The sequence below is a fragment of the Lentilactobacillus raoultii genome, from assembly GCF_900411375.1.
Taxonomy (GTDB): domain Bacteria; phylum Bacillota; class Bacilli; order Lactobacillales; family Lactobacillaceae; genus Lentilactobacillus; species Lentilactobacillus raoultii.
In genome coordinates, this window is sequence record NZ_LS422986.1 from 292,407 (window position 1) to 318,731 (window position 26,325).

Sequence of the window (26,325 nt, forward strand, 5' to 3'; positions counted from 1 at the left end):
GTCATTATTTTTCAACTGCCAGTTTTTTAACCGATAGTAAATCACGAAGTAAACTAATTAGGGTAAAGCTTCCTAATAAGCTGGCAGGACTCGCAATAGTTGATTGGTTAAACTTAAGTAAGACGATGACGGCAACCATCACTAGGATGACCATCATAATCCACCCCAATCCGGAAATAACGTGGTTTCCCGGTCGTTGTTCAGGATGATGGTTAAAGTAGGGGCGCTCAAAGACCAGGTAATAGATGATCCAAAACGCACCCAGGATAGCTAACGGCGCTAAAAACTGTTGCCATCCCTGGGGGCTTAACCCGTTAAAAGCTAATAAACTAATCCATAGTGCAATGAGTGGCAGGTTATTAATTAGACTGAAACGCCATTCAATTTTCATAAAATAAAAACGACTTCTTTCTAAATACTGTGTTTCAAGGCTTTTGCCCTGGCAATTAGCCGGACAATCATGATGTCAAATCAGCTTAAGGTAATGATTAATTTCTTATGATCGGATTTGACATGAACATAGATAGGATAACACTAACTATTTCAATCGTGCAAATTGATTTTGTTACCCTATATGAGTGAATTGGAATTACCAAGTCATCAAGGCGGCGATAAAAATTGCAATGTGGAGGATCAGTCGGATTAAATGGTGGGACCAATGAGGCTTACCGTACAGATGATAACCGTTGGCAAACGTAAAAACGGAAATGCCGACCAATCCCAGTAAAAGGGTATCCAAAGAAAGCAGCCTCGAGGAAATCATGAGACTGGTTAACGTGATAAAAGCTGACAGAAATAGGGCAACGATTAATAAAAACGAGACGTCCTTACTCCAAAGGTGGATCACTGAAGCGGCCATGGTCAGTAATGCGTATAGCGTAATGAAAATGTCGATGGCGAGACTCAAAATTGGGCACTTCCTTTTTGGGAAAAATTAAAAATGCGGGTTTAAATGAGGCAGTGAGGTGTTCAAAATAACGTTCACAAGATTAATCTTATAGTTAGTTAAAAATAAATCAAGAATTATTCAAGAATATTAATAAAATAGTAGAATTTTGAGAACAGACTAAAAAACAGCTTGTTCAGCCAAGCTGCTAAGGTTTCAATAGAATCTTACCGACATTGTTACCGGATTCCAACAATTTGTGGGCTAAAACGCCGTCTTTTAAAGGAAAAACGGTCGGTTCACTGATATGGATCTGGTGATTGATAAAATAACTGAATAGGCGTTTACTTCTGGCAATGCGTTCCCAATAATCAGTTAGATAATCCCATAAATCACCGGTTAGAATACTTTTGGATTGAGACAGTAAGGTGACCAAATCAACTTTGGGCGGATTACCACCGGCCATTCCGTAAAAGACCAGGTTGCCCTTGTGTTTGAGCAGCTCAATGCTTTGCTCCAAAGTAACGCCAACACCGTCGTATACCGTATCAAAGCGTTCAAGCCAATCATGAAGCCAAGGTTCATTTCGTAAAAAGACTTCTTTGGCACCCTGGGTTAAGGCGACTTTCTGTTTTTCACGAGTCGAGGTCACACCATAGACATTGACACCATCAGCAGTCAAAATTTGTGACAAAATTTGGCCGACTCCACCACTAATACCATGAATAAACACAGTTTGATTCGGTCGATTCTTTCCTAAATCGTGCGCGAGAAAGTCGGCAGTGAGTCCTTGCAAGCCGACGCAGGCAATTATTTTGTCATTAAGCTCGGCGGGCACTTTAATCGCATGACTTTCCGGGACGGCCACCAATTCAGAGTTTGCGAATGGCACATCGACAAAGAAAACTTTTTCACCTAATCGATGCTTGGTGACTTTTTTGCCGACAGCAATGATCATCCCTAAGCCTTCGTAACCATCAATGTAAGGGGTGCTTTTTTCGATGTGGTAAGTGCCCTTTCGACGGTAAATATCGGCGAAGTTAAGACCGATATACGCCATTTTAACTAATACGTCATGATCAGCCAACTTAGGATCCGGTAATGTTCCGTATTGGAGGACTTCCGGACCACCAAATCGATCAAAATATAGTGCTTTAATCTTGTTTCACCTTCTTCAAAGGAAATACTTATCAATAACACTAGCACGCTCAGTGAGCGACGTCGAGTCCTAATTTGATCTATGATGAGGAGCTTTTAATTATTATCGTAACGAAAGAAGTTGTTGTTTGTCTTTCCAAGCAATTAGTTTAATGTCTGATTGATTTGCAATTTTTAGGGAATTTTTTGAAGGATGTTTTTCTTGATCATTGAAGATGATCGTATAAGACAATTTTTTTGAAGAAAAGAAGGCATTTTTCTGGATATCTTCAAACTTGTAAGCATTGCACATCATTTGATTGAAGGACAAATTACTTTGTAAGTCTATCAACCTAAAAGGTTTTGATTTTCTTGCAGGAATGACGTAGCTCGTAGAATAGGTGACACCGCTATTACCATTAAAAGGGTGTTCCCGTAGGCCGCCAAAATCATGGCTGTCCAAGAAATCATAAACTTCTTCTGAAAATAGATTCTCTACATTTGGATGTTTTGTATTAGCAAGATCATCGATTCGGATGATAGCTAAAAGGAAATTTTGTTTGAGACGTGGGAAATTTTGAATGCTGCCTTGAACTAGTAAAGTATCAGCCCTTTGATGAATGTGAAATTCTTTTTTCAATTTGGATAGTAGCTCTCGTCTTGTAGATACCGACATATTAATGCCGGATAATTCCAAATCCTGCAAAGTGATACCGTCGTCACTGAGTTCAATTTGATTTCCATTTAAAGATTTAACGTAGATGCGGATATTATCACCAATAGTATTAAGGAAAGGGGTTGTGACTTCATCAGCGTCACCGAGTTTTTTAACATGATACTGGCTGCGCAGCCATTCTGAATAATGATCTAATAATTTTTCTGTTTCTGAACAGTTAGTTTTCATTGCTTTCACCTTCGTTAAGTTCCTTAGACTTTTTTGAGCTAATTAAAAGTTCTCTTGTCTCAAAGTTATTATACTTTAAAAATTCAAATAATGAGATCACAATGTCGTCTGATGGATTGTAGTTTTTTAAACTTGAAAGGGGGATTGCATCGAAGCCGTCACAATGATCATGATCGAAAATATGAACGTGAGGAGTTGGAATCCCCTTATGTGTTGCGCCAACTAGGTCTATGCGCAACATGATTTCACTTCTTTTGTATAACAGCACATAAGTCAAATCGTCTTTTCTGATTTTTCCCTTACGAGCTTGAATTACTTGGAACTTTTCAGTGTTGTCGAATATTGCGTGCCCAGCATAGCTTTCCTGTTGCCCTTGATTGGCGCAATATAGTCTGGTTTGATTGGTTATTTTTGGGTAATTGTGTAGTTTTAAGTATTTGTGGTTTTCCATTATTGCAAAAAGCCTTTCTTAATACCTATTGCTCATTCGTAGGTTGTTGTGTGAAAAGCAAAAAAGTATTTAATCAATCTCTATTATTTATATACGCGAAATTAATGGCTTATTTTGCCGGCCTTAACCAAAAATGAAAAAATTGGTTTAAAAATCCTGTAAAGTCATGTATTGGCTGACCTTACAGGATTTTTGACTCTTGACTAAGTCTAGTAATTTATTTTTTGAAATAGCTGATGTTAGACAGCTGTATAGCCACCGTCAGCAACCAAAGTGGTCCCGATGATAAACGAGGCATCATCACTTGCTAAAAAGGCGACTGCTTTGGCGATTTCTTCTGGTTTTCCCAATCGGCCAATTGGATGGCGTTGGGCTAACTTTTCTTTGAGAGCGGGGTCAACTTTGTTTAAAAGAGGTGTGTCAATATAGCCGGGAGCAATGGCGTTGACACGGATGCCATGCTTAGCATAAGCGGCTCCCAAAGTTTGCGTGAGAATCTTGATACCACCTTTGGCTGCTCCCATAAGCGGTTACGTTTGGCAGGCCGACAAAACTGTGAATAGAACCAGCATTGACAATGGCACCGCCAGTCCTTTGTTTGAGCATCTGTTCCAGTGCGTATTTATCTGAAAGAAAGACGCCGGTTAAATTGATATTAATCGTGTTTTGCCACTTATCCAAAGGTAATTCTGTAATGGTTGCGTCGTTGGCAATTCCGGCATTTGCGAACATGATATCCAAATGTCCAAAAGTAGCGACGGTCTTTTGGATCAACTTTTTGATATCGGCTTCTTGAGTGACATCGGTTTTGACAAATAGTGCCCGCTTACCGGCATTCAGTCCGGCAACGACTTCGTCTCCTTTGTCTGAATAATCGCCGATCACAACTTTAGCCCCTTCTTTTAGGAAGAGTTTAACCGTTTCTAAACCGATACCTGATGCGCCACCCGTTACGATTGCAACTTTATTATCAAATCTTGCCATTTTTAAACCATCCTTTCTTTGGTTGACAAGTTAAAACAGTTGGCAATTCAATTGTATTCGCTTACACAACCAATCACAATTAAAAGGGATTGCAAAAATTTTGTGAAAATTGACGACCAACTATGTTAAAATGAGCTTATTCAAATATAACCACTAGGGGTGCCTTGTGCTGAGATGGCAATTTGCCAATCCCTTTGAACCTGATTTGGTTAAGACCAACGGAGGGAAGTGCTTTGATGATGGAACTTATAGGATCAAGTCCGGTTAAGTTTTATTTGAAAATTTTGATTTTTAGAGGGATCATATCATGAAATTTTCTGAAGAATTAACCGCTGCCGGACAACCAATTTTAAATGAAATTATCCAACATCCGTTTGTGCAGGGAATTGCTGAAGGCCATTTGCCAAGGGCTGCTTTGACTTTTTATGTCGGCCAGGACTTCAATTATCTGAATGCGTTTATCAAAGTCTACGCCGCGGCGATTCAAAAGTCGCAGACTCGGGCTGATATGGCCATCTTTGCCAAACAGATTGACTTTATTTTGAATAGCGAAATTCACCCGCACCATAATTTTTGTAACGTGGCCGGGGTTGCTTACGAATCCTTACAGCATGAAGCGCAGGCGCCGGGGACTTACCTGTACAATGAGCACATGTATCATGCGGCCAGAACGGGTGATTTGATTGATATCGTTGCGGCGATGACACCTTGTCCTTGGACATACGTGGAAATTGCCAACTTGTTGGTTAAAGAGGGTAAGAATACTGATCAGAATGTCTTTAAACCTTGGATCGACTTCTATGCTAATATAGACGACCCTGATGAGAGTTTGTTACCGCAGTTCTTTGGGTTGATTGATCGGGAGGCCGAGAAGTATGACCGTCACCGACTTGATCAAGTAAAAGAGGAATTCCTTAAAAGTTGCGAAATGGAATGGGACTTCTGGGACCAGGCATATTATCAAAAGCGTTGGCAATTTGTGAAACCGTTAAAACAAGCTAATCAATAAATAATCTAAAAATGTCTACTGCAACTTAAGCGGTAGGCATTTTTAATATACTTTCTGGCAAACTTTTTTAAAGTAAGCCTAACTATCTTGGCATGTTGAGACAAAATATCAATGAAAACCAGTTTACAAACTGGTTCACAATCGAGCACGAACTAGTTTTCATGAGGTTGAAAAGGGTCGAGAATCCCGTAACACTACTGGTTAGAGAGGATGGCATGCTTAAACTTGATTAGAATCAGCTTTATAAATTAGCCGTTACATTTGTCATGAATTTAAAGGCTGATTGAGCCAATTAAAGGGCCGGAAACACTGGCGTGATCGGATTGCATTCAGTTAACGAACCTGGTTAGCGATTTTGAAGTGATGATTTTTTATGATAGACTGATGCCGACTATGATTGGAGGATCATTATGAAAGAAAAGATTCATTATGACTTGGACATCCCTTTTAGTACCAATTGCTCTTATCGTGGCCAGAATAAGACCAGAATCGGTGCCATTTTGTGATTTTGAATAACTATATTAATGACATTTGTCACCTTGTTTTTGCTCTCAGATTACTTTAATATAATAAGAAAAAGTTGAGGGAGGATAAAAGCGTTGCGAAAATTGTTCAGTTTGATTGAATTTGAAAGTCGACTGGCCTTGGAAGATAAGCTGGTCTTCTTATATACGTTAATTTTTCCGGCTGCGTATTTTCTAGTGGTTTCTTGGAATAACTTTGCGGCAGGTGATCGGTTATCTGATTCGGACATCGCCAGCAACCTCTTTGGCTTTTGGGGATATATCATGATGTTTGGCGTTATTAATCAAATGACCATGGTTATTTTCCAAATGCGAGAAAATAACTTTTTGAAAATGTATACATTTATTGCGGGCGATAAACGGTTAATCTACTACGCTAACTTGATTCCACAAACTATCATTCTGCAAGTAGAAATTGCCCTATTCAATCTTCTGGCAGTGGTGATTTATCGGCCAAACTCGCAATTGTTGCAGTTAATGGGTGCTTGTTGGCTGATGAATTTCTTGATTATCCCAATCGTGGCCTTTTTCACCAGTGTGATTCTAATCATGCCCCTCAAGCTCAAAACAATCTCCCTATTTTTAACCGGCTATGTCTTAGCAGCATTGCTTTTAGCCTCCTTTAGCTTTCACTCGTCAGTGTTAACGGCGATTTTGACGCTGATTAATCCGGTCGATTTTCAGCAAAATGCCTATCTGCTTCTGGTTAATCATGCGCATTTCTTGGGAAACATCTTGATGTTGACCGTTATTGGTTTGATTTACGTTATTTTGGGAAACGTGATTATCGCAAAAATGAGTTTGGCTTCAAGAACGAGTCGTTAGGGAGATTAAATAATGGAAATTGAAAATTTCAGTTACAAACTTAAAACCGGCCGTTTATTATTTCAGAATTTGAATGCGAACTTTCAGGATCACCAAGTAAACATTATTTTTGGTCCAAATGGCACGGGAAAGACAACCTTATTGGACTTTATCGCAACTGTTAATCAGCGGGATCCCACCAGTTTCCATCAGTTCCCGAGTTTTTCTCGGATTGCCTATCAGCCACAAAGTGTATCGTTTATATATGAAGCAACGGTTTTTGATACGTTGAAGATGGTAATGGGGATGAGTGGCTTTCGAGGAAAATTCAAACTGACCGACTTGCCAGCCGAACTGCAACCACTTGCCGCAACTAAATACGGTGAACTTTCGGGTGGCCAACGTCGCTTAGTCATGATTGACGCCGTATCGAGATTGGACCGTGACCTATATTTATTTGATGAACCGGAAAGCGGATTGGACCCTAAAATGGCAAATTTAGTTATGGAAAGAATTCATGAACTCAATCAACGTGGGAAAAAGGTGATCATGACGTCACATCAATTTCAAAACGTTGGCCGAAATGATTATTTATTATTTTTAAAAGCGGGGAAAATGCAGTTTTCCGGCTCGCCCACTGAATTCTTAAAGCAGGCTGGCACTCAAAACTTAGTCGAGGCATACATAAAACAGGATCAAGATTTTTAATTTGAAGAGGATCAGTTAAAGATCATAAAGGTGGCTAGAAAAGATGACAAGAAGTCGAGCTGTGAGACATTATCTTGGCGCGGTCATTAGTGGTGGAATTGCGTTAGTGTTGATTTACTTGTACGATGGTGGGATTCGTCTACCTTATTTTGACAGCAAAAATGGTTGGGCGATGTTGCAGATGACGGTTCACTTGTCGTGGCTTGATGACTACCTATTAGTTAATCTGCTGATTACGCTGCCAATTATTCGCTTCGTTTATTCGCGGGTATTCAGTAAAGCCCCTGTCAAATTTGAAACCTACAAGGATCGGGCACTTAAATTGCATCACGCTGACGCTCAGGCCAATCATCGCCATCGGAAGTGGTCAGCAAACGGGGTTACAGCCAATCCTTGGGAATACACACACGCGACGACCCAATCATATGAAGGCCTTTCGGACTCACTATTTAATTTGGTTAAGAATCTATTATTGAATGGCATTATGTTGTTTTTGGGACCATTCTTTTTATTGGGCTTGGGAATCAAGGGCTGGCATCGTCACTGATTGGATGATGTATTTTAGTATGAAATTGCTGACTCGGACTGCCTGACATCTTTCTGACATTACTTTGATACCATAATTAAGCCTTTTTAAAGAATTTGTGTAATAAAAACTAACATGAAGCCTTTGCCCTATAATAGCCCTGAAGTAATCTGAAAGGACTGATGGGCATGGATGAGATGTCGTTAGTAACCGAATATCCACAAGTGAAAGATTTGATGGCAGAACGACCAATTTTTTGGCGAAATCCGGACTATGGTCAACAAGCGGCGTTACCTTTTTCAAAAGCTGACATTTTTGATGCGGTTGCCCGCTGGGAACGTTTTGCCCCATACCTGGCCAAGACTTTTCCGGAAACCGCATCGATGCATGGCATCATTGAATCGCCGTTGATCAGGCTTGATCGGATGCAGGCTGAATGGAATCGCGGTTATCATCAAAGACTGGCCGGCCAGCTGTTTTTGAAAGCTGACAGTCAACTGCCAATCTCCGGTTCGATTAAATCTCGTGGCGGGATCTATGAAGTTTTGAAGTTTGCTGAACAGGTGGCAATGGCTCACACTGATTTAACTTATATGGATGATTATAGTGTGCTGGCCACCGACCGCTACCATCAATTGTTTTCGAATTATGGTGTGGTGGTAGCGTCCACTGGAAATTTGGCATTAAGTGTCGGGATTGTTGCCGCAACTTTTGGTTTTCACACAACGGTTTATATGTCTCATGATGCCCGACAATGGAAAAAAGACAAGCTTCGGGCTAACGGCGTTCAAGTTAAAGAATTTAACACCGACTTTTCCCACGTTATTCAGCGTGCCCGACAAGATGCTGCGGCGGACCCAAGGATTCATTTTGTCGATGATGAAGGATCTACTGATTTGTTTTTAGGTTATGCGGTAGCAGCAGTTCGGCTGCAAAAACAGTTAAAAGACCAACATATTAAAGTGGATCGTCAACATCCCGTTTTGGTTTATCTACCGGCTGGCGTTGGCGGAAGTCCAAGCGGGGTGACGTTTGGACTAAAAGAGATCATCGGTCCGTATATTCATGCAGTGTTTTGTGAACCAACCCATGTGCCATCGGTCACTTTAGGGATGATGACCAAGCTAAATAATAACATCTCAGTTTATGACATTGGTCTGGATGGATTAACTGCGGCCGACGGCCTGGCGGTTGGCCGTCCATCCCGCCTCGCTGGAAAGGTCATGCGAACCCTGTTGTTTGGGAGTGTCACCTTTCAGGATGCAGAGATCTACCAAAATGTTGCCAGGTTGGCTGATACGCAGCACATTACGGTTGAACCTTCGGCAGCAGCTGGCTTCACAGCAATTGCACCGGTGATTAGAAATGTACCGGCTTTTAATACTGAAAAGGCCACACATATTGTTTGGGCAACCGGTGGCCAGATGATGCCCGAAAGTGAGCGAGTGGCAAATTATCGTCGGGGAGAATCGTTGCTGGAAAAGGAGTAACTGTTCAGGTCCAGAACGCATTAGTGTGTTTGAAGCTTGATGATTATATGAAAAATGATTGGATTATTAAAACGATCCCATCAATTAGCATGAGAAAATGCTGTTGATGGGATCGTTTGTGGTTAAAGATTGCTAACTCAACTCACTAGTGACCCGAATAGCCTTGCCCAAAATTTGATTATTATTGTTAGGCGTTAACACAATCGGTTTAAACTTTGGATTATCAGGTGTCAAGATGTATTGACCGTCAGTGGCATGAACGCGTTTAAGGGTTGCTTCGTTGTTAATCATGACGGCCGCAATTTCACCGTTTTCCACTTCTGGCTGCTGATGAATTAAAACTAACGACCCGTCTTTGATTGTCGGCTCCATGGACTTTCCTTTGACTCGTAAGTAGAATAGCGGCCCCGTGGGTAATCCGGATTTGACTTCAAAAATATTTCCTTGGATATTTTCACTGGCTAGAATAGGAGATCCACCGGCAATCGTTCCAATGATAGGCACGGCAACAATACCTTTGCTGATTTCGCGGGGGTCTTTTCCTTCCACCAAGTCACTCTTATTAACATTGAAGTAATCAGCAAGTTTTTCAATACTTTCAATTCTTGGATAGGTCCGGCCCTTTATCCAGTCTGTCAGCGTGGTGTACTTAATATTTAATTCGTCCGATAGCTTGATTCTGGAGATGCCGTGTCTTGCCATCAATGCTCTTAGATTGGCACTCAATATTTCTCGACTGTTGGGTTGTTCAGCCATCGTTAACCGCTCCTCACCATACATATATGTACCAGAAACAAACTTGCAAAACTCAATTAGCCAAGTTAATTACACTATAATTGTATTATAGAGCAAGAAAAGTGGGGATGCTATCTTGAATTACGGTTAAATCGGAAATATTGAAGTTGCTGTACTGTAATTGGGTAACCGGATGAGTTTCAGCTACATTTTACAAATATTTTCACTAAAAAGGTTGAACATATATTCGTATTGGACTATGATGGGGTTAGTTGAGACACATGTTTGTGTCATTTATTACGGTTAAAAGCAACTAGCTAAACAAATTGAGTGTGATTAAAGCATATATTGGATTTGAAAGGAGAACTCTGAGAATGGATTTAATTAAATTGATTGATCAGTATCAGGCAGCGGTTGTTATTCGAAATGCCGCGGCCAAAAAGTATCGAAACCAGCTTCATCAAAAGATTGATCACATTGAACGACTTCATCATTGTACCATTGACCAAATTCCAGATAGTGATCCGCTAATCAAAGATTTGCAGCGGTTTGCTAATCACTGTGAGCCACATTTGCCACCAAGGAAGCGGCGACAGCTCACCTCGTATCATGGTAAGCAACGTGATGAGTTAAGAAAGACGGTGACTGATTTACTAAGTTTGGGGCTTGAACCCTTTCAGATTACTTACATTTTAGGCATCACCCCTCAGGCATTCTGGCAAATCAGGTTTCAGGCTCAAACACCTCAAAAGCTCAATGATCGGTAGTGCTAGTCAATTAAAAAGGGGGCGTCATTTTGACAACAGCTATCACGAAGTATTTGGAAGAGGTTTTGAGAGATTACCCACAATCAGCTCGCTATATTGACCATTGCGAGCATCAAATGATTTTTGAAACCGCCAATGGTCAAGTAATGGCGAATAATATTACGACCGATCGATATTTGCGTCGGTTAAAAGATAATCAGCGAGCGGTTCATGACTGCTTGGAGCGATCCGATGTAGATACTAAGCAGGTTATTCGAACACTGTATTTCAATCCCGTTCAGCGGTTAACCTTGAGGGATGCGGCCATTCAGTTGACTATGAGCGTGGCGACAGTTAGTCGGAAGCGGAAACGTTTCTTGGAAAATCTTAGTAAGCGGCTTGGTTTAAGCATGTAGTTAAAGTTGAAGTAACGGATTTGCAAAAGGCTCGATGAAGTTCGCGCTACAATAATCAGCTGTTGAATCGTTACAAGTGATGATTCAACAGCTGATTTTTTGCATGGGAGGTGATAATTATGACAACTGCAACGATTAGTGTGACGAGTTTGGTGGCATTCTTGTTGGCGGTCATTCCAGCGCTTTATCGACTGATGCAACCATTCCTTCAAGCAAGAATTCTTAAAGAAAGGGATCTTCACACTCAGCGACAACTAGAGCTACTAGATCACTTGGCAAGTATTGCAGTGGCAGAGATGGCCAACTTGAAAGATTTGAGTCATGAAAACCGAAAGAAAGCCGCCATTCGATTGATTATTGAACAACTTGCAGCATTAAGCACCAAAATATCTAAAGCAACGATTAGCGCATCTGTTGAGTCAGCTTACCAATTCTATAAACATCAGTTGAGAGGGGATAATCATCGATAATCTTTGGCAATGGAAAATGAAGTGGTATTTTCAACTTTAAATATGATTAAACTGAAACAAATTTGAAAATTTTAGTTTTAAAAACACATTATACTCATTTATGTAATCGGCGCTGGTTACGAATTACTAATTCAATTCCGGAGTTGGGTTGGTAAACGATAAATTTAAGAAAGAAGATTTTTAATGATGACAAATGCTAAAAGAAAATTTACGTTAACGATGCCTGGTACCCAAGTAGTTCAAAAATTTTATTTGGATTCCGATGGTACGGCGTATGCTTTGCAGATGTACGGTGAAAAAGATGATATGCTTTTGCGATATATCAACGTTGCTTCTGATCAGAAAGATATTGACTTCACAAAGTCTGGTTTTTCAGAAATGAGATTAAAAAACTTTGGTCACTGCCAAACTTTTGAACCGTTCACTGATTCAGGGGGCGACAAATGGGCATGGGTAGCCACCTATGCAAGTTCAAAAGAAATTGATAGTTTGGGAGATCATTGGGCAAGCCGCATCGGAGTGATTAAACTTGATGGTAAGGATAAAAATGCCAGCGATGTTCATGCTATTACGTATTTAAATTATTTGGGAACTGGAACAACTAAAAATATGAGTTTGCACAGGGTTGATGCGGCTTTATCTTCAGATAAAACCCGGTTAGCCATCTGGACGCAAAGTCGTGGTGATGCAAAAACGGCGCAAAAACGCATTACAGCGTTAAATGCAAAGCCATTATTTGATGCATTGCAAAACGGTAATATTAACGCTAAGACTGACCCTAGAATGATTAAGGGTGGAAGTTTCTACGTTTCCAGTCGTGATATTTCCAAGTATGTATATCCACAAAATTCTTGGCAGGGGATGGAACTATCCAACAAGCGAAGTGCGGTTAATGGCGGCTATAATTGGCTGTACTTCACTAGTGGTCAGGCGAAGAAGGGTTCAAAGCCAATGATTGTGCGTTCACCTTGGAATGTATTGGGATCGACCCCTGTAGAACGAGTTATTTCATTTTCTGATCTATCAGGAAGTGTTGAAATTGAGGCACCTCAATTGACTGGAAACGATATTCTCTTCGGTATTGAGTCCGGTCCTGCTGGAGGTAAGACTCACTATATCTACAGCGTATCAAAGTCAATTTTCTAAAAATTAAATCAATGATGAGACGCTGGATGTAAGGTTTATCTAGGTCTAAAAATCCCGTAAAATCAGTTTACAAATTGCTGATTTTACGGGATTTTTTTAAAACAATCAAGTGTGATATTGCTTTTAATCGGCATTATTTTTTGGAATCGCTAATACAATTGCACAAGACCTGTAGTTTATCATGTCCTGAAATCCTGGTTTGCTCATTGGATATTGATATTGGGTAGCTTGCTTTAATTCGCTAAGTTTTTCGTATGATTCCGCGTTGCCCACAATATCTAAACCAATGTTGTAATTAGAAAGGCTGCTTCTTTTGTTCTGATCATAGCCAAGCTTATTGAGTCGCTGTTCAATGTAATTTATGGCTTTGGAAGGTGCCATACGTTGGTATCTAGCATCAAATGTATTGAAACTAATAAATTTAGTATTTGTAAAGTTAGCCAAGAGTGATTTATTCCGATCTTTAGATAGATATAAGCTCTTGGATAAATCCAAATTAATCTTGGAATTAGGAAAAAGCTTTGCGACCATCCGAGTTAGTTTCAAAGCCTTATTAGTCTTTAGATCGTTAAGGTAGGCTTGCTGACTATCGAATAAAACCGGTAATTTAATGATGCTCTTTTGAAAATAGCCATACCAAGCGATCCCTCGAATCTTTTTGTTGTAAGCGGAGTACAGGTTGTAATACACTTCATTTTTGCCCTTTACCGGTTTCACGAAAGCTTTGGAAACCATCCAGACTGTATTGGGATAGTTTTTTAAATTATGAATCCGTTTGGTTTGGGCCATATTCCAAATGTAGGCTTTTTGGCTTTTAGTGTTTGCATAGTATGGAACAGGGCCAAAAGTTTTGGTTCCATCGAAAGAATAGTTACTGGGAATCTTACTGGCAGTTGCCGAACTAATACTTGATAAGCCGGCAAACATGGCGATTAGAACTAACAAAAATAATAAACTTTTTTTAAACATAGAAAACACTCCTACATATCCATTCATTTTGTTGGTGGTAGTAACAGGATATCAGCTCCCCGTTTAATTCCGATTCCAATCCGATAGCCTTTAATTGATGAAAGTGACAATCCACTTGACGCAAGCTGTGTTTCGATATTCTTCCTTAAATATTCAGCATAAGTAATTTTTCCAGAATTCAAAGCTTTGTCATTTTCACCCCCACCATTTGAAGTGATTTGGATTAATGATGATTGTTCGTCAATAGGTAACTGTTTCTGATAATACTCGTAGCTATCACTGGTGTTGAGTTCATTGATGCTGTCAGCAACCTTCTGAAGATTTTCATCAGGGCGAGTTTGGTTCATAATTTTAAGAATGGTTGCTCTGGTTTTTTGTTTCTGCTCATTAGTGATATTTTGAGTTAATAGTACAGGTCCCTTTGGATTAACACCAGCTGTTAAATAGTTTCGATGAACAAATCCAGAAACGGTTCCTTTACCATTAGTAACTTGATAATAGATTCCGACTTTTTTTCCATTGTTCATTTTGACACTTTTTGATAAATACCAAGTGGTTCGTGGATAGTTCCTTAGGTTGTGCAAACGTTTGGTGTGCTTCCAATTCCACATATATGCTGTACTATTGGATTTTGCGTGAAATGGAATATGGTTATAGTATTTTACCTTATTCCACCTGTAAGCAGCTTGGATGGGTGCTTGCTTTACAGTGAAATTTACCCCAAAAGCCAATAAACTTACGACTACTGCACCAATAATTTTTTTGCTCATTATACTTCCTCCCATACACTCATTTTAACAAAAGAAAGATCACTCCAGCCAATATAAGTATCCGTTAATTATTCTAAATGAAAGATGATCTTGGTTAAAACTTAATCAGTGCAAATACCAATGGGATGGTGACCAGACTCAAAATAGTTGAAAGACTCATCAAAGCGACAGCCGGGCTGGTATCACCATAAGCCTGCAATGTAAAGAGGACAACTAATCCAGCGGCGGGGCATGCAGCCATTAGGACGGTTGTATATAACGCCACTCCCGAAACTGTTAGCAGTTGCAAGACAATGATAGCGATTATCGGGAACAGAACATTTCTGAAGAAAAGGGCCAACCAGAGATGCCAGTCAATGAGTTGCCGATTTAGTTTAATATTGCCTAAACTGTTGCCAATGACAATCATTGAAAGTGGTGTATTGATCGAGCTGATATACTTGACGACCTCATTTGCCGGCTCCGGCAACTGGTAAGAATAGAGGAAAAAGATTAAGCCGATTAGAATGGAAATGATATTTGGATTGACAATGATTTCACGGAAGTTTTGCCAGCGATCGGTGGTCTTTTGACCTGTCTTAAAAAGAGAGACGCCGTGAGTCCAACTAAAAATGTTGAACCCAGCCAATGACGCAACGGCAAAGAAGACACCACTGTTGCCAAATAAAGCGCTGGTTATAGGAACTCCCATAAAACCGGCGTTGGAATAAATACTGCCATATTGGGTAATTCGGCGCAGGTTAATGTTGCTAATCCGGCCAAAGGCTAGTTTTGAAATTACAATTTCGACTATGTAAAAGATGAAAATGCCGATGCAAACCAGCAAGAGCTGTTTCATTCGACTAGCGGAATAATGTTGCTCAAAGGCGCCGATAATTAAGCAAGGCGAAACAATATAGAGCAGGATGTTGGTAAGATCGTTTGACGTTTGTGGCCGCATGAAGCCAAGCTTGTTGATTAAGACGCCGACCAGCATTAAGACAAACATCAACACAATTTGATTGGTAAGTTGACCGAGAGCCAAAGAACCACCTCCTGATAGAATGTAGATTTCAATAGTTTCTTGAAAAACTATCTAGACCACTTACATTGTATCGCAAATCTTAATCATTGTGGGCAATCAGCCGATCTTCCCAGAGAGCTCGCAGGGACAATGATCGTTGATTCAGGAATAACCTTATTACTGATGGAAAAATAAGAATTAGTTTCATTTTTGTGAAAATAGTTTTCTCGATCTATGTAACTGATCACAGTAACCGAGTTGTTGGTTAGGTGTTCCCAAAATGCTCAATAAATAAGCACGAAACTCTTCCTGAAAAGAATTCCGTGCAATGGTGAAGTAATTATTCTGATAATCCTAATTGACGATGGCACCACCATCAATTTGGATGACGGTTTGACTCAAAAGTTTCAGGTCATCTTTATCGTGGCTCGCTAAAATTACGGTTGTACCGCGATTAGCTTCTTGTCTTAGGGTTTCTCTTAATTTCTCGGTACTCTCTTGATCTAGGCCGTTTGTTGGCTCATCCAGCAAAAGGAGTTTCGGCTTTTCGAAAAGTGCCTGAGCAATGCTTAATTTCTGCCGCATCCCCAATGAATATTTGGCGACTTTGGTATTCCATTCCCGCTCCGCCATTCCGACCTTTTCAAAAGCTGATTTAATATCATCAAGTGTGGCTTGATGTTTAATCTTGCTTAACGCGACCAGGTTTTCAAGTCCTGTCAAATCCTTTGGAAATACCGTATTTTCAATCGTCACCCCAATGCTGGGTGGGAAATCGATTTTTTCGTGTAATGGTTCGCCATCAATGATAACTTGGCCTAAACTTGGAATCAGTAAACCGGCGATTGCTCTTATTAACATGGTTTTACCGGAGCCGTTTCGACCCGCAAGGCCATAAATGTGGCCCGCTTCAAAGCGATATGAAACGTTTTTAAGCACGGTTGTTTTCTTAATCTTTTTCGTGACGTTTTTTAGTTCGATACTCATCTTATTCAACCTTTCAAGAAATCATAGTGTTTGATAACCCCAAGCAACCAGCCGACTATCAGGCCGGCTTCAGCGCTGCTAATCAATAATTGGGAACCGGCCGGCAACGCCATTAGTCGATAACCATTAATGAGCTGAGGGGTAAGTAACGTGGTCCAGCCGCCAAGTTGACCGTTCGAAATGAACAGGTCGCCCAGTATTAAGCACCCAACATAGCCGATAAACAGACTAAGGTAGGCAATGGCGCTACTGAATTCTAGCCAAAGGCAGGTAAAGCCAACTAAGATCACCAACCACGCCAGGCCGGCTGTTGCAAAAATCTGCCAAACCAACCTAAATGGTGCTTCTAAAGTAATCAAGATCAGTCCACTTTGGCTGCCAGCCTGAATGATCGCCACCGTGACAGCTAATTTCATGATTTTTCCAAGCAATTGTCGGCGGGTTTGGTACCGTGTGACAATACTTGGAACGGTCGCCAGAAAACGTTGTTCGAAGAATGTCGCAAAGACATAACTGACGGCCAGTAACCAAATGAGATTGGCAGCCAAGTCCAAAATTTTGAAATGATAATTCAGGCCCAGCAGAATCGGCTTGCGGTTGGCTAAGTCATATAACAAATTCAAACCATTAATCAAAAGCAACTCAATTGTTAGTTTTCGCGTATTCACAAAATATCCTCCCAATGCAGACATTTTCTGGCGATTAAAAGGCTGACTAAGAAGCATAGGAGTAGTCTGGAAAAGGAGCGAATAACAATCAGAATCGTCAGGTGACCCGCAAAAAAGTTGGAAAATAAGTTAATTTCAAATAGTGGAATCCAAAAATGGAAAAATCTGGCAGCGATGCTTAAAAGGATATTGGCACAAATTAACATCACCAGCACCAAGTAATCACGATAAAAAACCATGAGAATTCGGGAAATTTCTCCCAAAAAGCTCAAAAACAAAGTTGTGTTAATAATTGTGATTACTAATAGTAGGCCAAAGGACCATTCAAAAATTCCTTTTCCCATGAATAGTTGATTGAGGATCGACCCAAAAAGAACGTAAGTGGTACTAAAGAGAATCGCATCAAATAACAGCTGCTTTTCGGATTGATGAAGCATCGATCGACGTGATGTTCGATAATAGACCAGGTAGGAATTTCGATTACTCAGTTCAAAGACGATGAAGATAGTTGCGATCACTGGGCCAAAGAAGAAAATTGAGAAGGCGCCACTTTCGGTTGAAAATAAGGATTGCCAAGCTTGGATTTCGGTTGCGTTTGGCTGAACATTGGTATTTTGACTCCAATTAAGCCATAAGAAAATGACCAAGATGATTAAACTGATAACCCGGTAACGAGTTCTTCTTTTAGCTGAAATAAACATATTTACCCCGCAATTTTAGCCAAAGATTACTGCCAACAATGATAGCACCACAAATCAATAAGTAGCTGATTAGCGCTGAAAGATAGGTGCCCCAATCGTATTCGATAAATGGCTGTATAAAATAAGTTGAACTGGCCGGCATTGCGACCATAAAGAACCAGATTCCCAGGGAAACTGGATAAACCAGAATGGGTCGTTTTAAGATCAAAACCAGTACCTGAACGACCACGGCAAATAACCCGAAGGCAGCGCTGACGATGACGGAATAGGCCAGGTAGGTTAAATTGGGATGGTGCATTTCTAATGCCAATAAATGAGAATACTTTGTCGAGTTCTCCAAGTCCATGAAAGATTGACCGTTGTGAAATAGTAATTCTGCCAACAAAAAATCAAAGATAAATAACACTAAAAAGAGGCCCATAAAGACAATGAATTGGGTTAATTGACTGGTTACCAGGTAACGGTTAATCTTTGAAGAGCGGGACAAAGTCACATAATTGCTTTCAGTTTGGCTTTGTTCGACTAATCGTTGGGTGCTGATTAAAAGCAAATACATAGGTAGCAGCCAAATGATCATGGTCTGTAAGAATTGACCAGAAGTGTTGCCGGCTAGAAAAGTGGTCATGGTTGGGTGATAAACATTTTTAAAAGATAACGCAATATGTTTATATCTTGCATAATCCCAAAATAGATAGTAATTTCCATACCAGGAAAATGCTTCGCCCAGGATGATGGCGATCAATAAGAATAGGATGCTTAGCATACTTCGCTTTGAATGTTTAATCGCGGTTAATTCCGATGATAGCAATGGCTTTCCTCTTTCTATATGTAATGTATTTAATATTGGACATAATTCATCTATCATAAAATACTTATTTCATTTAATCGTATCCAAGTGAATTTTTTGTGAAAACTGTTTGAAGATTTTGTGAACAGAATCTTTTTTGGCACCTAACTCCCTACATGGCAGTGATGATCGATCGATAAAATTATTTAGCTATCCAAGAAAATGATCGTTTTTCCCTCCATTAATTATTAAGAGAATCTAACAATTCATGAATTATGAGCGACTTTTTTAACCATGTGAGCGATCTTTGCTAGTATAAGTTTGGCTTTAAAAAGGGTTAATTTTGATTGCTGAATGGGGGGAGCAAGTCATGCATAAACGCTGGTTACTTTTCATGCCACTGGTTGTGTTACTGATGGGATGTAGTTTGTCGGCTAAGACGCCACAAAAGACGGCAACTAATCAGGATGGTCAATTTAATGGGGTCACCTTAGACGTTTCTCGGCACCATTATCACGTTGCAACGCTGGTTAAGTTTATTCAGTTGGTTGCTGATCACCATGGCCAATTTATTCAACTACATCTAAGTGACGACAAGGATTTCGCTATTGAAAATCAACAGGTGGGTCAGACTCGTGATCGGGCCGTTGAAAAAGGCGGGGTCTGGCGAAACAGGATCACTCATCAAGCTTTTTATAGCTCGTCACAGATTCACTATCTACTAATGATTGCGAAGCAAAGACACCTGACACTGATTCCAGAAATTGATACTCCCGCTCATGTGACTGGGCTGGTCAACACGATGAAGGCTGCCGGTAAGGCGCAGCTGGCTAAAAGGCTTAGTTGGCAGTCAAAAAGTTATGGGGATGAGCTTCATTTAAATGCGACCAGTATTGCGTTTGTGAAGGAAGTTGATCGACAAGTTGCAACAGATTTTGCCGGTCAGGCGAACGCTCGGTTTCACCTTGGCGGGGATGAGTTTACCGATAAAGTGACGAAAAACACCGCCTACATTAAGTATTTAAACGCCACCAGTCAAAACGTCGAAAAATTAGGATTCATTCCGGAGGCGTGGAACGATGGGTTTTTAAATCACAGTCTTAGTGCATTGAATCATCACATCCAAGTCACTTATTGGAATTGGACGGCTGATCAGTCCGGCAAACTGGGGGCACTGCGGAAAAAGACGTGGGCTTCCATGCCGCGACTGATTGCTAATCACTTTAAAGTGTTGAATTACAATGATTATTATCTGTACTTTAATATTTCCAAACAGAATTTGCGGCCGAAAAACGTTGCTTATATGAGCAGTGATATGAAACGGTACTGGAAGCCAACACTGTGGCATACCGATCACGCGACTAAGCTCAAATCACGGCGCGGTATTGTTGGCAGCAGCGTTTCTTTTTGGGCGGACGCGGCTGGCAAGATTACGGATCATCAGATTTATCGAGCTGGTGAAAAATTTATTGAAAATTTTCTGGCACTTGCCCGAAAGCCAGTGTGATCAAGTTAAAATTCAATTATTAGGGGGGAGAGTGTGATGGGGACACTTAGCTCATTTGTTATTTTGTATCCGGTGATTGTGTCGATTGTTTGGATTACCGGTTCGGTTTTCTTTTCAATTCAGCAACGCCAAGTACCATTGATTAATTTACATGAGGGCAAACCGGCGGACTTGGTATCAGTCCTGATTCCGGCTCATAATGAAGCTGAAACGCTGGCCAGTGTTGTTCAGTCGGTTTCTGAACTGACCTATTCACCTATTGAATTGATTTTAATTAATGACGGTAGCCAAGATGCTACTTTGAAGGTGATGAAGCAACTGGCACAACAATATCATGGGCAGCTGCCGATCGAAGTCCTTAACCTTCAACCCAATCAAGGTAAGGCCAATGCGTTAAATCAGGGTGCCAAAGTTGCTCGCGGTAAATTCCTGCTGTGCTTGGATGCCGACAGCTATGTTGACCGACACGTCTTGGAACCGATGCTGGCGCAATTTTATAACAATCCACGGGTTGGAGCGGTCGGCGGCAAACCGATCGTCAGAAATCGGACCAGCATTTTGGGCCGACTCGAATTGTTGGAATACGTTGGTGTGATTGACATCATTAAACGGGGCCAAGCATTTGTGACGGGGCATATCACGACGGTTTCCGGCGTGGTAGTCGCTTATCGAAAAGCGGCGCTGGCTGATGTTGGCTGGTGGAATATCGATGCCATCACCGAAGACATCGACGTCACTTGGCGGTTGTATCAGCATCATTGGCAGGTAGTCTACTGCCCACAAGCCGTGGCTTGGATTCTGGTACCAGAGCACGTCAGAGATCTGATTCATCAGCGACAACGTTGGGCCCGTGGCGGGTTTGAAGTACTGTTTCGCAATCGTAAGCTGCTGGTGACGGGGCGCCTCAGTGAGCAATGGCTGTTGCTTGATATGATTATCAGTGATCTCTGGGCCATTAGCTGTTCGTTTGTGACACTATTTTACTTAATGACGGTCCTGTTTACCGGCGATTTGATTCTGGACGGGGTGATTTTATTTTTACTGTTGCTGATTAGTTTGGTACAATTCCTAATTGGTTACGCGGATTCAAAGAAATCGGACTTTATCAGTTGGCAAGACTTACTGCTACTGCCGCTGTACGTCATTTTCTACTGGTTTATTAATCTGATCAGTTGCTTAACTGCTTTGGGGTCGTTTTTTCTGGATCCAAAGCACACCGGCAGTTGGCGTAGTCCGGACAGGGGGCTTTGATCATGAGAAAATCGCTACCATCTAAATTGATTATTCGTAAGCATTCATCGATTTTGGTAATGATCAGACGAGCACTGATCTTAATTGCATTATGGCTGGTGACCGGATCGATTATTTATATTAATGTTTGCTTTCTATTAAACGCGTACTCAGACTCACTGGTTGCCGATTATCTGGTTTTGAATCTTTCGGTGAGAGCGTACGTTATCTTTGCACTGCTAGTAGTTGTCGTCACCAGTTTAATGATTATCTTTGGTTGTTGGCGAATCCGTAGATTGAAACGGAGGGCTGAAAACCATGGGTAAAAAAGCACGTTTGGGGATTCTAATTGGTGTGATCATCGCTTTTTTAACGATTCTGGCAATTAGTGTTCACCATAATATCAAGTATGAATTGGGGAATCGGCCTGATTACGCGATTTCTAAACGGGATGAGCAGATCAAAAACGGGGTGATGGTCCTTTGCTACCACCGAATTTTGGCAGCCAATGAGATTGTTAAATTTGACCAGCAGGTTTCTCCCAACAGTCAGTTTCATGATTTTAACGTCAATCTTTCGCAATTTAAACATCAAATGGATGTCATTCAAGCTCATCACGTGAAAGTACTTGCCATGCCCCAGTTAATTAAATTAGTTAAAAAACATCGACCGATTCACGGTCGTTATGTGGTGATTACGTTTGATGATATTGATCGCACCATGATTGATAACGCATTACCAGTTCTACTCAAACACCATTATCCATTTACAGATTCTATCATTACTGGTAATACTGGTTGGTATAAGGATGGCACCAAACTGGCAACGTGGCCCGCAATTCGACGGATGAAGAAGCGGGCAGGAAATTTAGTTACCTTTGCCGTCCACACCAATCGAATGCACTATTTAGTCGATCATGGGACACCGGTCTTTAACCTGCCTAACAATTTTGTTCGGTTTAAGCGCGATTATGCGGTCAGTCAGCAAGTACTTAAACAAAAGCTCGGACATCGGTCGCCAATTTTTACCTATCCATATGGCAGTGGCACCCCACAAGTCCAAAAATTCCTGGATGAACGGCTTGGTTTGAAAGCAATTTTGACTTTAAACAATGGGTTGGTCACCACTCACAGTGACCTTAAGGAGACCCCCAGAGTGATTGTTAATTCGAGTAGTTGGCCGAGTATTTCAAAATGGTTAAGCCAGTGAAACCAACTGGCATTAAAAATGAAGTGACTGTGTAAAAAAATAAGCCACCGGCACGAGATATGTGTCAGTGGTTTATTTTTAAGTGACTAATTGTAGTAGAAAAATGATTTATCATTATCTTCTGAATTGCCGGTTGGATCTTGTTGACCAATGATCAGCGCGTAGCCATTGGCGTATCCGTTACCGTCATTGGCCACGATTTGGCCTAAAATATCGGGAACGTTATCGATGATCTGAATGCCGATTTGGTAGTTGCCCATCGAAGCCCGCTTATCTGCGTCATAACCGGTCTCGTTCAGCATCGTCTTAACTGCCTGTAATTTTTTAGCATCTGACCATGATGAATGTTTTAACAGGTAACGATCAATGTCTGGAAAAGCCCGAATATGACTATAGCCGCCAGTACCAATCGGCTTAACATCTTCATCACTCATGATGGATTGATTGGCCGCGTCATAATTATACGCCGCAATTCTTGAAAGGTTGTAGTCGATCCGACTATTTGAGAATAGGTCAGCAATTTGCTTGGCTAGTTTTTGGTATTTAGCGGTTTGAACGTACTGGTTGTAGTCGGTATCACCTAGGAAATCATCAATTGGTACATAATTTTGGCCGGTATGGTTGGGATTGGTTCCCCGCTTTAAGTAGCCGTGCCAAACGTAACCGCCGACGGTTCGTCCATTTCCTCTGAGGGTCCCACTCAAATAGTAGTAAACGGCGCGCTTTTTACCATGCCGCATCACAACCGTTTCGGTCCGGTACCAATTCATGCCGGGGAAATTCTTTAAATGAACGCGGACTTTACTGTGGTTATAATTCCACATTTTAATATCCTGACCATAGTATTTAGGATAATACGAGCCGGATTGGTTGGCCCATTTTTGTTGGACAATTTGGTATCCTTTTGGACTGTAACCCTTGGCTAAATAGCCCTTCCAAACGTAGCCGCTTAGGGAGTGGGTGGTATTTTTCACTTGATAGTAAACAGATTTGTGGTTTCCATGCTTTAAGACCACACTTTTTGCCAAAAACCAGGTAGTTGCCTGATAATTTTTAAGATTATGCAGCTTTTTAGTGTGGTGAGCATTCCACATATAGGCATTGTGGGTCGTTTTGACGTGATAGGGTAAGCGGACAGCGTGCTTTTTATCGCTGTAAACGTGACTGTAATCCTTTGTTTTAACGATTCGATAGCTGCTTTTGGTCTTTGCCTGAACAGGCGTTGACTGGGCATTTAAGCAGCCGACGCTCACTAGGAGCCCCAAGCCAATGGTGACAAACGTAGGCATTCTCATCAATAAAATCCTTTCTGAAAAACTGTAGCAAACATCGTCATTATATAACATTTGATTGTCATAAATGAACTCATTTGCAGATTTGAAAGGCAAGCTTAAGAGAAGATTAGAAACTTGGCATAATTGCTAAATTTAACGGTGAAACAATCGAATTGGCCGACCATTTCACCGTTAGTGTTAACTTATTCCGAATTTGAAGCAACAAACGAGTAACCAATCATCACACAACCGATTAGGGTAGACACAACGTGATACCACCAAAACGCATCGAATATGCGGCACTCACCTATCAGTAATAGATTGGTTAAAATAATCAGGCCGCACCAAAATGGAAACGCTTTATAAAAATTTCGATTAAACGACATCGCACTCATCCATTTCATCAACTATCAAATTATCAACTTCATGTTCACTAACTCTAGCATAATTCAGAATGTGATGGAAGACAAGTAATGTGCACTTGATGGGCAACTGTGACTACGCATCTTAATTAAAGAAATGTACACTACAACACTGTTAATTCAATCAGATTTGCGAAAGGGATAAAGTAGAATAATCAGTCCAACAACCGTCATTAAAATGGTAGTGACAGTCATTGCAGTGTTCTGATATTGAACACGGACGGTGTGATTTCCAGCCTTTATATTTTTTAATAGTACTAGTTGGTGTCGACTAGTATTGAGTGGTATTTTTTGGTTGTCCAACTGCACTAGGTAATGGTGGTTATAGGTAATAAAAGGCAGTTCGACTTCGGTTGCATCTTGGCTTAAATTAAATGAGATGTTGGTTTGATTACTACCAGGATTGAGGGTTGTGGGTAATAATTTATTGGAAGGCCTTAAAGCAGCTGAGTGAAATTGATCAGCGATTCTTTTGAAAACTCTAAAAGAACTTTGAGGTAAGTAATCTCCTGTGCCAGTATAAGTCATTAAATGCTGATACTCATATTTATTGGTGACTTTATACCAGGCGACACCATCTTTATAGCCAAATCCATAATTTTCATTCATCGGGAAACTGATTTCAGGTGCCTTTAATTCAAAGTTTAAATGGCGCTGCTGGGTATTTAAGGATAACGTAACTGCCAGAACAGTTAGTGTCATGATAATGATTTGCCTAATTTGTTTTCGGGGAAAGCATGCGAGTAATTTACCAACCAAGTAACTAAAGATGAAGATCAAAAATAATTGTGAAAAAATAAGTATTCTCCACGGAAATTGGATTAAATGAAGACTGGTGTGCTGAAAAATTTTCCAAGGGAATAAATTACTGCTAATCAAAAAGTAGCCAATTGAAAGCCAAAGCAGTTGGCGTAGGTACGTCGGCAAATAACGATAACAAATAAGTCCCAAAATTAACCCCAAAGTCGCAAATAATGTGATCCCATACGTGATGTTATTGGTTAAGCTGCGAATTAAATAATCAGGGATGCTGATTCCTTGAAGGTGGGCATCATAAGGCTTAACCATGGAAGTACTGGCCCCGAAGCTTAGTGCAGGTAGCCAAAAACTACTGGTTACGAAAATCGTGATACTGATGGCTTTTAAAAGGTTAACAAATTTAGCCCTTGATAATTTTTTGATGTTTATCAAGGTAATAATAGTCATGGTAATAATGATGAAAATAAAATTCAAGACGTGACTTAAACAAATTAGAGAGAGTCCAAGGGCCAACATTTTGTATTTACCCGATGTCAACCAATGAAACAATCCGGCAAATGCCAAGGGGAGGAAAATGAGACTAAAGCTAATGCCGATGTCTCCCATATAGAAATTGTAGTTGACGGTTAAACCGGCCATCATGTATGAAATGGCAAAAATATAGGTTTCGGTGGTTTTTTTGTGATTTATGGATAAACAACTGAAGTAAGCAATGATTAGTCCAATAAATGTGGATAAAATGATGCCAAAGTAATAACTAAAAATTGGCTGTCGAATTATTAATCGACAAATGACGAATAAGTATAGCGGCAATTTGGGATACATACTCATAACGGCTGAACCGTTTTGATTAAACGTAAAAGTTGCGATAGATGGAAAGAAGCCTAGATGTTGGATATTTTGGTACAATTCTTCAATTCGCTGTAGATGAAATTGTAAATCTTGGGCACCAAATAACCAACCATATCTAAGAAATACGATCACATCAAGAATACTAAAAATGAAAAAAGAGCCGACAATTAGCCATTGCTTTTTAAAAAAGATTTTAGTAACGCCGATTTTTGAAATTATGTCCATTTTAGAGGCCTTATTTTCTTTCATTC

General features: G+C 40.5%; 30 protein-coding genes and 1 riboswitch. Of the genes, 13 read left to right on the forward strand and 17 right to left on the reverse strand.

The features are described from left to right. Window positions 1-4: 4 nt before the first annotated feature. The 7 genes from ED605_RS07095 to ED605_RS07120 form a co-directional block, all read right to left on the reverse strand. Window positions 5-391, reverse strand: coding sequence for a hypothetical protein (locus tag ED605_RS07095; protein ID WP_121978193.1), 387 nt, complete (start codon window positions 389-391; stop codon window positions 5-7). 198 nt (window positions 392-589) lie between these two features. Then, window positions 590-907, reverse strand: a complete 318-nt coding sequence (locus ED605_RS07100) for a hypothetical protein (protein WP_225419073.1) — start codon at window positions 905-907, stop codon at window positions 590-592. Between the two features lie 187 nt (window positions 908-1,094). Continuing rightward, window positions 1,095-2,045, reverse strand: coding sequence for a zinc-binding dehydrogenase (locus ED605_RS07105; protein ID WP_121978194.1), 951 nt, complete (start codon window positions 2,043-2,045; stop codon window positions 1,095-1,097). A gap of 102 nt (window positions 2,046-2,147) precedes the next feature. Beyond that, on the reverse strand, window positions 2,148-2,927 hold the full coding sequence (locus tag ED605_RS07110) for a DUF1828 domain-containing protein (protein ID WP_121978195.1): 780 nt from the start codon (window positions 2,925-2,927) through the stop codon (window positions 2,148-2,150). Continuing rightward, window positions 2,917-3,378: a DUF6978 family protein gene (locus ED605_RS07115; protein WP_121978196.1), complete on the reverse strand. Its 462-nt coding sequence runs from the start codon at window positions 3,376-3,378 to the stop codon at window positions 2,917-2,919. Before ED605_RS07115 ends, ED605_RS07110 begins: the two co-directional genes overlap by 11 nt. 239 nt (window positions 3,379-3,617) lie before the next feature. Then, the gene (locus ED605_RS14895) at window positions 3,618-3,860 is read right to left on the reverse strand and encodes an SDR family oxidoreductase (protein WP_263852941.1); all 243 of its coding nucleotides are present in this window, start codon (window positions 3,858-3,860) and stop codon (window positions 3,618-3,620) included. Then, the gene (locus tag ED605_RS07120; RefSeq protein ID WP_263852942.1) at window positions 3,841-4,362 is read right to left on the reverse strand and encodes an SDR family NAD(P)-dependent oxidoreductase; all 522 of its coding nucleotides are present in this window, start codon (window positions 4,360-4,362) and stop codon (window positions 3,841-3,843) included. Before ED605_RS07120 ends, ED605_RS14895 begins: the two co-directional genes overlap by 20 nt. A 145-nt stretch (window positions 4,363-4,507) precedes the next feature. After that, window positions 4,508-4,606: riboswitch (TPP riboswitch) on the forward strand. Window positions 4,607-4,669: 63 nt separating this feature from the next. Between ED605_RS07120 and tenA the strand changes: the two genes are divergently transcribed. The 5 genes from tenA (at window position 4,670) to dsdA (ending at window position 9,423) form a co-directional block, all read left to right on the forward strand. Beyond that, a complete protein-coding gene (gene tenA / locus ED605_RS07125) occupies window positions 4,670-5,371 on the forward strand; it encodes a thiaminase II (RefSeq protein WP_121978197.1) in 702 nt (233 codons plus the stop codon). A gap of 599 nt (window positions 5,372-5,970) precedes the next feature. Further along, window positions 5,971-6,720: a hypothetical protein gene (locus ED605_RS07130; RefSeq protein WP_225419074.1), complete on the forward strand. Its 750-nt coding sequence runs from the start codon at window positions 5,971-5,973 to the stop codon at window positions 6,718-6,720. Window positions 6,721-6,732: 12 nt separating this feature from the next. After that, on the forward strand, window positions 6,733-7,407 hold the full coding sequence (locus ED605_RS07135) for an AAA family ATPase (RefSeq protein ID WP_121978199.1): 675 nt from the start codon (window positions 6,733-6,735) through the stop codon (window positions 7,405-7,407). A 43-nt stretch (window positions 7,408-7,450) separates the two neighbouring features. After that, entirely contained in the window at window positions 7,451-7,954 is a 504-nt protein-coding gene (locus ED605_RS07140; RefSeq protein ID WP_121978200.1) for a hypothetical protein, read from the forward strand. 167 nt (window positions 7,955-8,121) lie between these two features. Further along, window positions 8,122-9,423: a D-serine ammonia-lyase gene (gene dsdA / locus ED605_RS07145; RefSeq protein ID WP_191981352.1), complete on the forward strand. Its 1,302-nt coding sequence runs from the start codon at window positions 8,122-8,124 to the stop codon at window positions 9,421-9,423. A 132-nt stretch (window positions 9,424-9,555) separates the two neighbouring features. Here the strand turns inward: dsdA and ED605_RS07150 are convergent, their stop codons facing one another. Further along, the gene (locus ED605_RS07150) at window positions 9,556-10,179 is read right to left on the reverse strand and encodes a LexA family protein (RefSeq protein ID WP_121978202.1); all 624 of its coding nucleotides are present in this window, start codon (window positions 10,177-10,179) and stop codon (window positions 9,556-9,558) included. 353 nt (window positions 10,180-10,532) lie between these two features. Between ED605_RS07150 and ED605_RS07155 the strand changes: the two genes are divergently transcribed. The 4 genes from ED605_RS07155 (at window position 10,533) to ED605_RS07170 (ending at window position 12,936) form a co-directional block, all read left to right on the forward strand. Continuing rightward, window positions 10,533-10,925, forward strand: a complete 393-nt coding sequence (locus ED605_RS07155; RefSeq protein ID WP_121978203.1) for a hypothetical protein — start codon at window positions 10,533-10,535, stop codon at window positions 10,923-10,925. 29 nt (window positions 10,926-10,954) lie between these two features. Beyond that, window positions 10,955-11,320, forward strand: a complete 366-nt coding sequence (locus ED605_RS07160) for a hypothetical protein (RefSeq protein WP_121978204.1) — start codon at window positions 10,955-10,957, stop codon at window positions 11,318-11,320. 119 nt (window positions 11,321-11,439) lie between these two features. After that, on the forward strand, window positions 11,440-11,790 hold the full coding sequence (locus ED605_RS07165; RefSeq protein ID WP_121978205.1) for a hypothetical protein: 351 nt from the start codon (window positions 11,440-11,442) through the stop codon (window positions 11,788-11,790). A gap of 183 nt (window positions 11,791-11,973) precedes the next feature. After that, window positions 11,974-12,936 carry a helveticin J family class III bacteriocin gene (locus ED605_RS07170; protein ID WP_225419075.1) on the forward strand — a complete coding sequence of 321 codons (963 nt, stop codon included), beginning with the start codon at window positions 11,974-11,976 and terminating at the stop codon, window positions 12,934-12,936. A 123-nt stretch (window positions 12,937-13,059) separates the two neighbouring features. Here ED605_RS07170 and ED605_RS07175 read toward each other — a convergent pair whose 3' ends face one another. From ED605_RS07175 to ED605_RS07205, 7 genes are all read right to left on the reverse strand, one after another. Further along, a complete protein-coding gene (locus tag ED605_RS07175) occupies window positions 13,060-13,905 on the reverse strand; it encodes a D-alanyl-D-alanine carboxypeptidase (RefSeq protein WP_225419076.1) in 846 nt (281 codons plus the stop codon). Between the two features lie 23 nt (window positions 13,906-13,928). Further along, on the reverse strand, window positions 13,929-14,675 hold the full coding sequence (locus ED605_RS07180; protein ID WP_121978207.1) for a hypothetical protein: 747 nt from the start codon (window positions 14,673-14,675) through the stop codon (window positions 13,929-13,931). Window positions 14,676-14,769: 94 nt separating this feature from the next. After that, complete coding sequence (locus tag ED605_RS07185; RefSeq protein ID WP_121978208.1) at window positions 14,770-15,699, reverse strand: AEC family transporter; 930 nt, start codon at window positions 15,697-15,699, stop codon at window positions 14,770-14,772. A gap of 333 nt (window positions 15,700-16,032) precedes the next feature. Beyond that, window positions 16,033-16,665: an ABC transporter ATP-binding protein gene (locus tag ED605_RS07190; RefSeq protein WP_121978209.1), complete on the reverse strand. Its 633-nt coding sequence runs from the start codon at window positions 16,663-16,665 to the stop codon at window positions 16,033-16,035. 5 nt (window positions 16,666-16,670) lie between these two features. Beyond that, window positions 16,671-17,333, reverse strand: a complete 663-nt coding sequence (locus ED605_RS07195) for a hypothetical protein (protein ID WP_121978210.1) — start codon at window positions 17,331-17,333, stop codon at window positions 16,671-16,673. Continuing rightward, window positions 17,330-18,034: a hypothetical protein gene (locus ED605_RS07200; protein ID WP_121978211.1), complete on the reverse strand. Its 705-nt coding sequence runs from the start codon at window positions 18,032-18,034 to the stop codon at window positions 17,330-17,332. The genes ED605_RS07195 and ED605_RS07200 overlap by 4 nt, the downstream gene beginning before the upstream one ends. Beyond that, the gene (locus ED605_RS07205; RefSeq protein WP_121978212.1) at window positions 18,018-18,842 is read right to left on the reverse strand and encodes a hypothetical protein; all 825 of its coding nucleotides are present in this window, start codon (window positions 18,840-18,842) and stop codon (window positions 18,018-18,020) included. Before ED605_RS07205 ends, ED605_RS07200 begins: the two co-directional genes overlap by 17 nt. Before the next feature lie 373 nt (window positions 18,843-19,215). On the opposite strand from ED605_RS07205, the gene ED605_RS07210 reads away from it, so the two are divergent. From ED605_RS07210 to ED605_RS07225, 4 genes are read left to right on the forward strand one after another with little or no spacing between them, the layout of a single operon-like run. After that, window positions 19,216-20,328 carry a family 20 glycosylhydrolase gene (locus ED605_RS07210; RefSeq protein WP_121978330.1) on the forward strand — a complete coding sequence of 371 codons (1,113 nt, stop codon included), beginning with the start codon at window positions 19,216-19,218 and terminating at the stop codon, window positions 20,326-20,328. Window positions 20,329-20,364: 36 nt separating this feature from the next. Beyond that, window positions 20,365-21,579, forward strand: a complete 1,215-nt coding sequence (locus tag ED605_RS07215) for a glycosyltransferase family 2 protein (RefSeq protein ID WP_121978213.1) — start codon at window positions 20,365-20,367, stop codon at window positions 21,577-21,579. 2 nt (window positions 21,580-21,581) lie between these two features. Further along, entirely contained in the window at window positions 21,582-21,884 is a 303-nt protein-coding gene (locus tag ED605_RS07220) for a hypothetical protein (RefSeq protein WP_370824653.1), read from the forward strand. Next, on the forward strand, window positions 21,877-22,767 hold the full coding sequence (locus ED605_RS07225) for a polysaccharide deacetylase family protein (RefSeq protein WP_121978214.1): 891 nt from the start codon (window positions 21,877-21,879) through the stop codon (window positions 22,765-22,767). Before ED605_RS07220 ends, ED605_RS07225 begins: the two co-directional genes overlap by 8 nt. A gap of 86 nt (window positions 22,768-22,853) precedes the next feature. Here ED605_RS07225 and ED605_RS07230 read toward each other — a convergent pair whose 3' ends face one another. Both ED605_RS07230 and ED605_RS07240 read right to left on the reverse strand, forming a co-directional pair. Further along, window positions 22,854-24,062, reverse strand: coding sequence for a D-alanyl-D-alanine carboxypeptidase (locus tag ED605_RS07230; protein WP_121978215.1), 1,209 nt, complete (start codon window positions 24,060-24,062; stop codon window positions 22,854-22,856). A 521-nt stretch (window positions 24,063-24,583) separates the two neighbouring features. After that, window positions 24,584-26,323, reverse strand: a complete 1,740-nt coding sequence (locus ED605_RS07240) for a putative glycosyltransferase family protein (protein WP_225419077.1) — start codon at window positions 26,321-26,323, stop codon at window positions 24,584-24,586. Between the last annotated feature and the right edge of the window lie 2 nt (window positions 26,324-26,325).

Bases quoted from the DNA above. Each gene is read 5' to 3' on its own strand.
- ED605_RS07210 (WP_121978330.1), top strand. From the start codon at position 19,216: ATGCCACTGGTTGTGTTACTGATGGGATGTAGTTTGTCGGCTAAGACG.
- ED605_RS07095 (WP_121978193.1), bottom strand. From the start codon at position 391: ATGAAAATTGAATGGCGTTTCAGTCTAATTAATAACCTGCCACTCATT.
- ED605_RS07120 (WP_263852942.1), bottom strand. From the start codon at position 4,362: ATGGCAAGATTTGATAATAAAGTTGCAATCGTAACGGGTGGCGCATCA.
- ED605_RS07215 (WP_121978213.1), top strand. From the start codon at position 20,365: ATGGGGACACTTAGCTCATTTGTTATTTTGTATCCGGTGATTGTGTCG.
- ED605_RS07140 (WP_121978200.1), top strand. From the start codon at position 7,451: ATGACAAGAAGTCGAGCTGTGAGACATTATCTTGGCGCGGTCATTAGT.
- ED605_RS07190 (WP_121978209.1), bottom strand. From the start codon at position 16,665: ATGAGTATCGAACTAAAAAACGTCACGAAAAAGATTAAGAAAACAACC.
- ED605_RS07240 (WP_225419077.1), bottom strand. From the start codon at position 26,323: ATGAAAGAAAATAAGGCCTCTAAAATGGACATAATTTCAAAAATCGGC.
- ED605_RS07180 (WP_121978207.1), bottom strand. From the start codon at position 14,675: ATGAGCAAAAAAATTATTGGTGCAGTAGTCGTAAGTTTATTGGCTTTT.
- ED605_RS07175 (WP_225419076.1), bottom strand. From the start codon at position 13,905: ATGTTTAAAAAAAGTTTATTATTTTTGTTAGTTCTAATCGCCATGTTT.
- ED605_RS07155 (WP_121978203.1), top strand. From the start codon at position 10,533: ATGGATTTAATTAAATTGATTGATCAGTATCAGGCAGCGGTTGTTATT.
- ED605_RS07230 (WP_121978215.1), bottom strand. From the start codon at position 24,062: ATGAGAATGCCTACGTTTGTCACCATTGGCTTGGGGCTCCTAGTGAGC.
- ED605_RS07170 (WP_225419075.1), top strand. From the start codon at position 11,974: ATGATGACAAATGCTAAAAGAAAATTTACGTTAACGATGCCTGGTACC.
- dsdA (WP_191981352.1), top strand. From the start codon at position 8,122: ATGGATGAGATGTCGTTAGTAACCGAATATCCACAAGTGAAAGATTTG.
- ED605_RS07135 (WP_121978199.1), top strand. From the start codon at position 6,733: ATGGAAATTGAAAATTTCAGTTACAAACTTAAAACCGGCCGTTTATTA.
- ED605_RS07150 (WP_121978202.1), bottom strand. From the start codon at position 10,179: ATGGCTGAACAACCCAACAGTCGAGAAATATTGAGTGCCAATCTAAGA.
- ED605_RS07110 (WP_121978195.1), bottom strand. From the start codon at position 2,927: ATGAAAACTAACTGTTCAGAAACAGAAAAATTATTAGATCATTATTCA.
- ED605_RS07200 (WP_121978211.1), bottom strand. From the start codon at position 18,034: ATGTTTATTTCAGCTAAAAGAAGAACTCGTTACCGGGTTATCAGTTTA.
- ED605_RS07165 (WP_121978205.1), top strand. From the start codon at position 11,440: ATGACAACTGCAACGATTAGTGTGACGAGTTTGGTGGCATTCTTGTTG.
- ED605_RS07225 (WP_121978214.1), top strand. From the start codon at position 21,877: ATGGGTAAAAAAGCACGTTTGGGGATTCTAATTGGTGTGATCATCGCT.
- ED605_RS07220 (WP_370824653.1), top strand. From the start codon at position 21,582: ATGAGAAAATCGCTACCATCTAAATTGATTATTCGTAAGCATTCATCG.
- ED605_RS07115 (WP_121978196.1), bottom strand. From the start codon at position 3,378: ATGGAAAACCACAAATACTTAAAACTACACAATTACCCAAAAATAACC.
- tenA (WP_121978197.1), top strand. From the start codon at position 4,670: ATGAAATTTTCTGAAGAATTAACCGCTGCCGGACAACCAATTTTAAAT.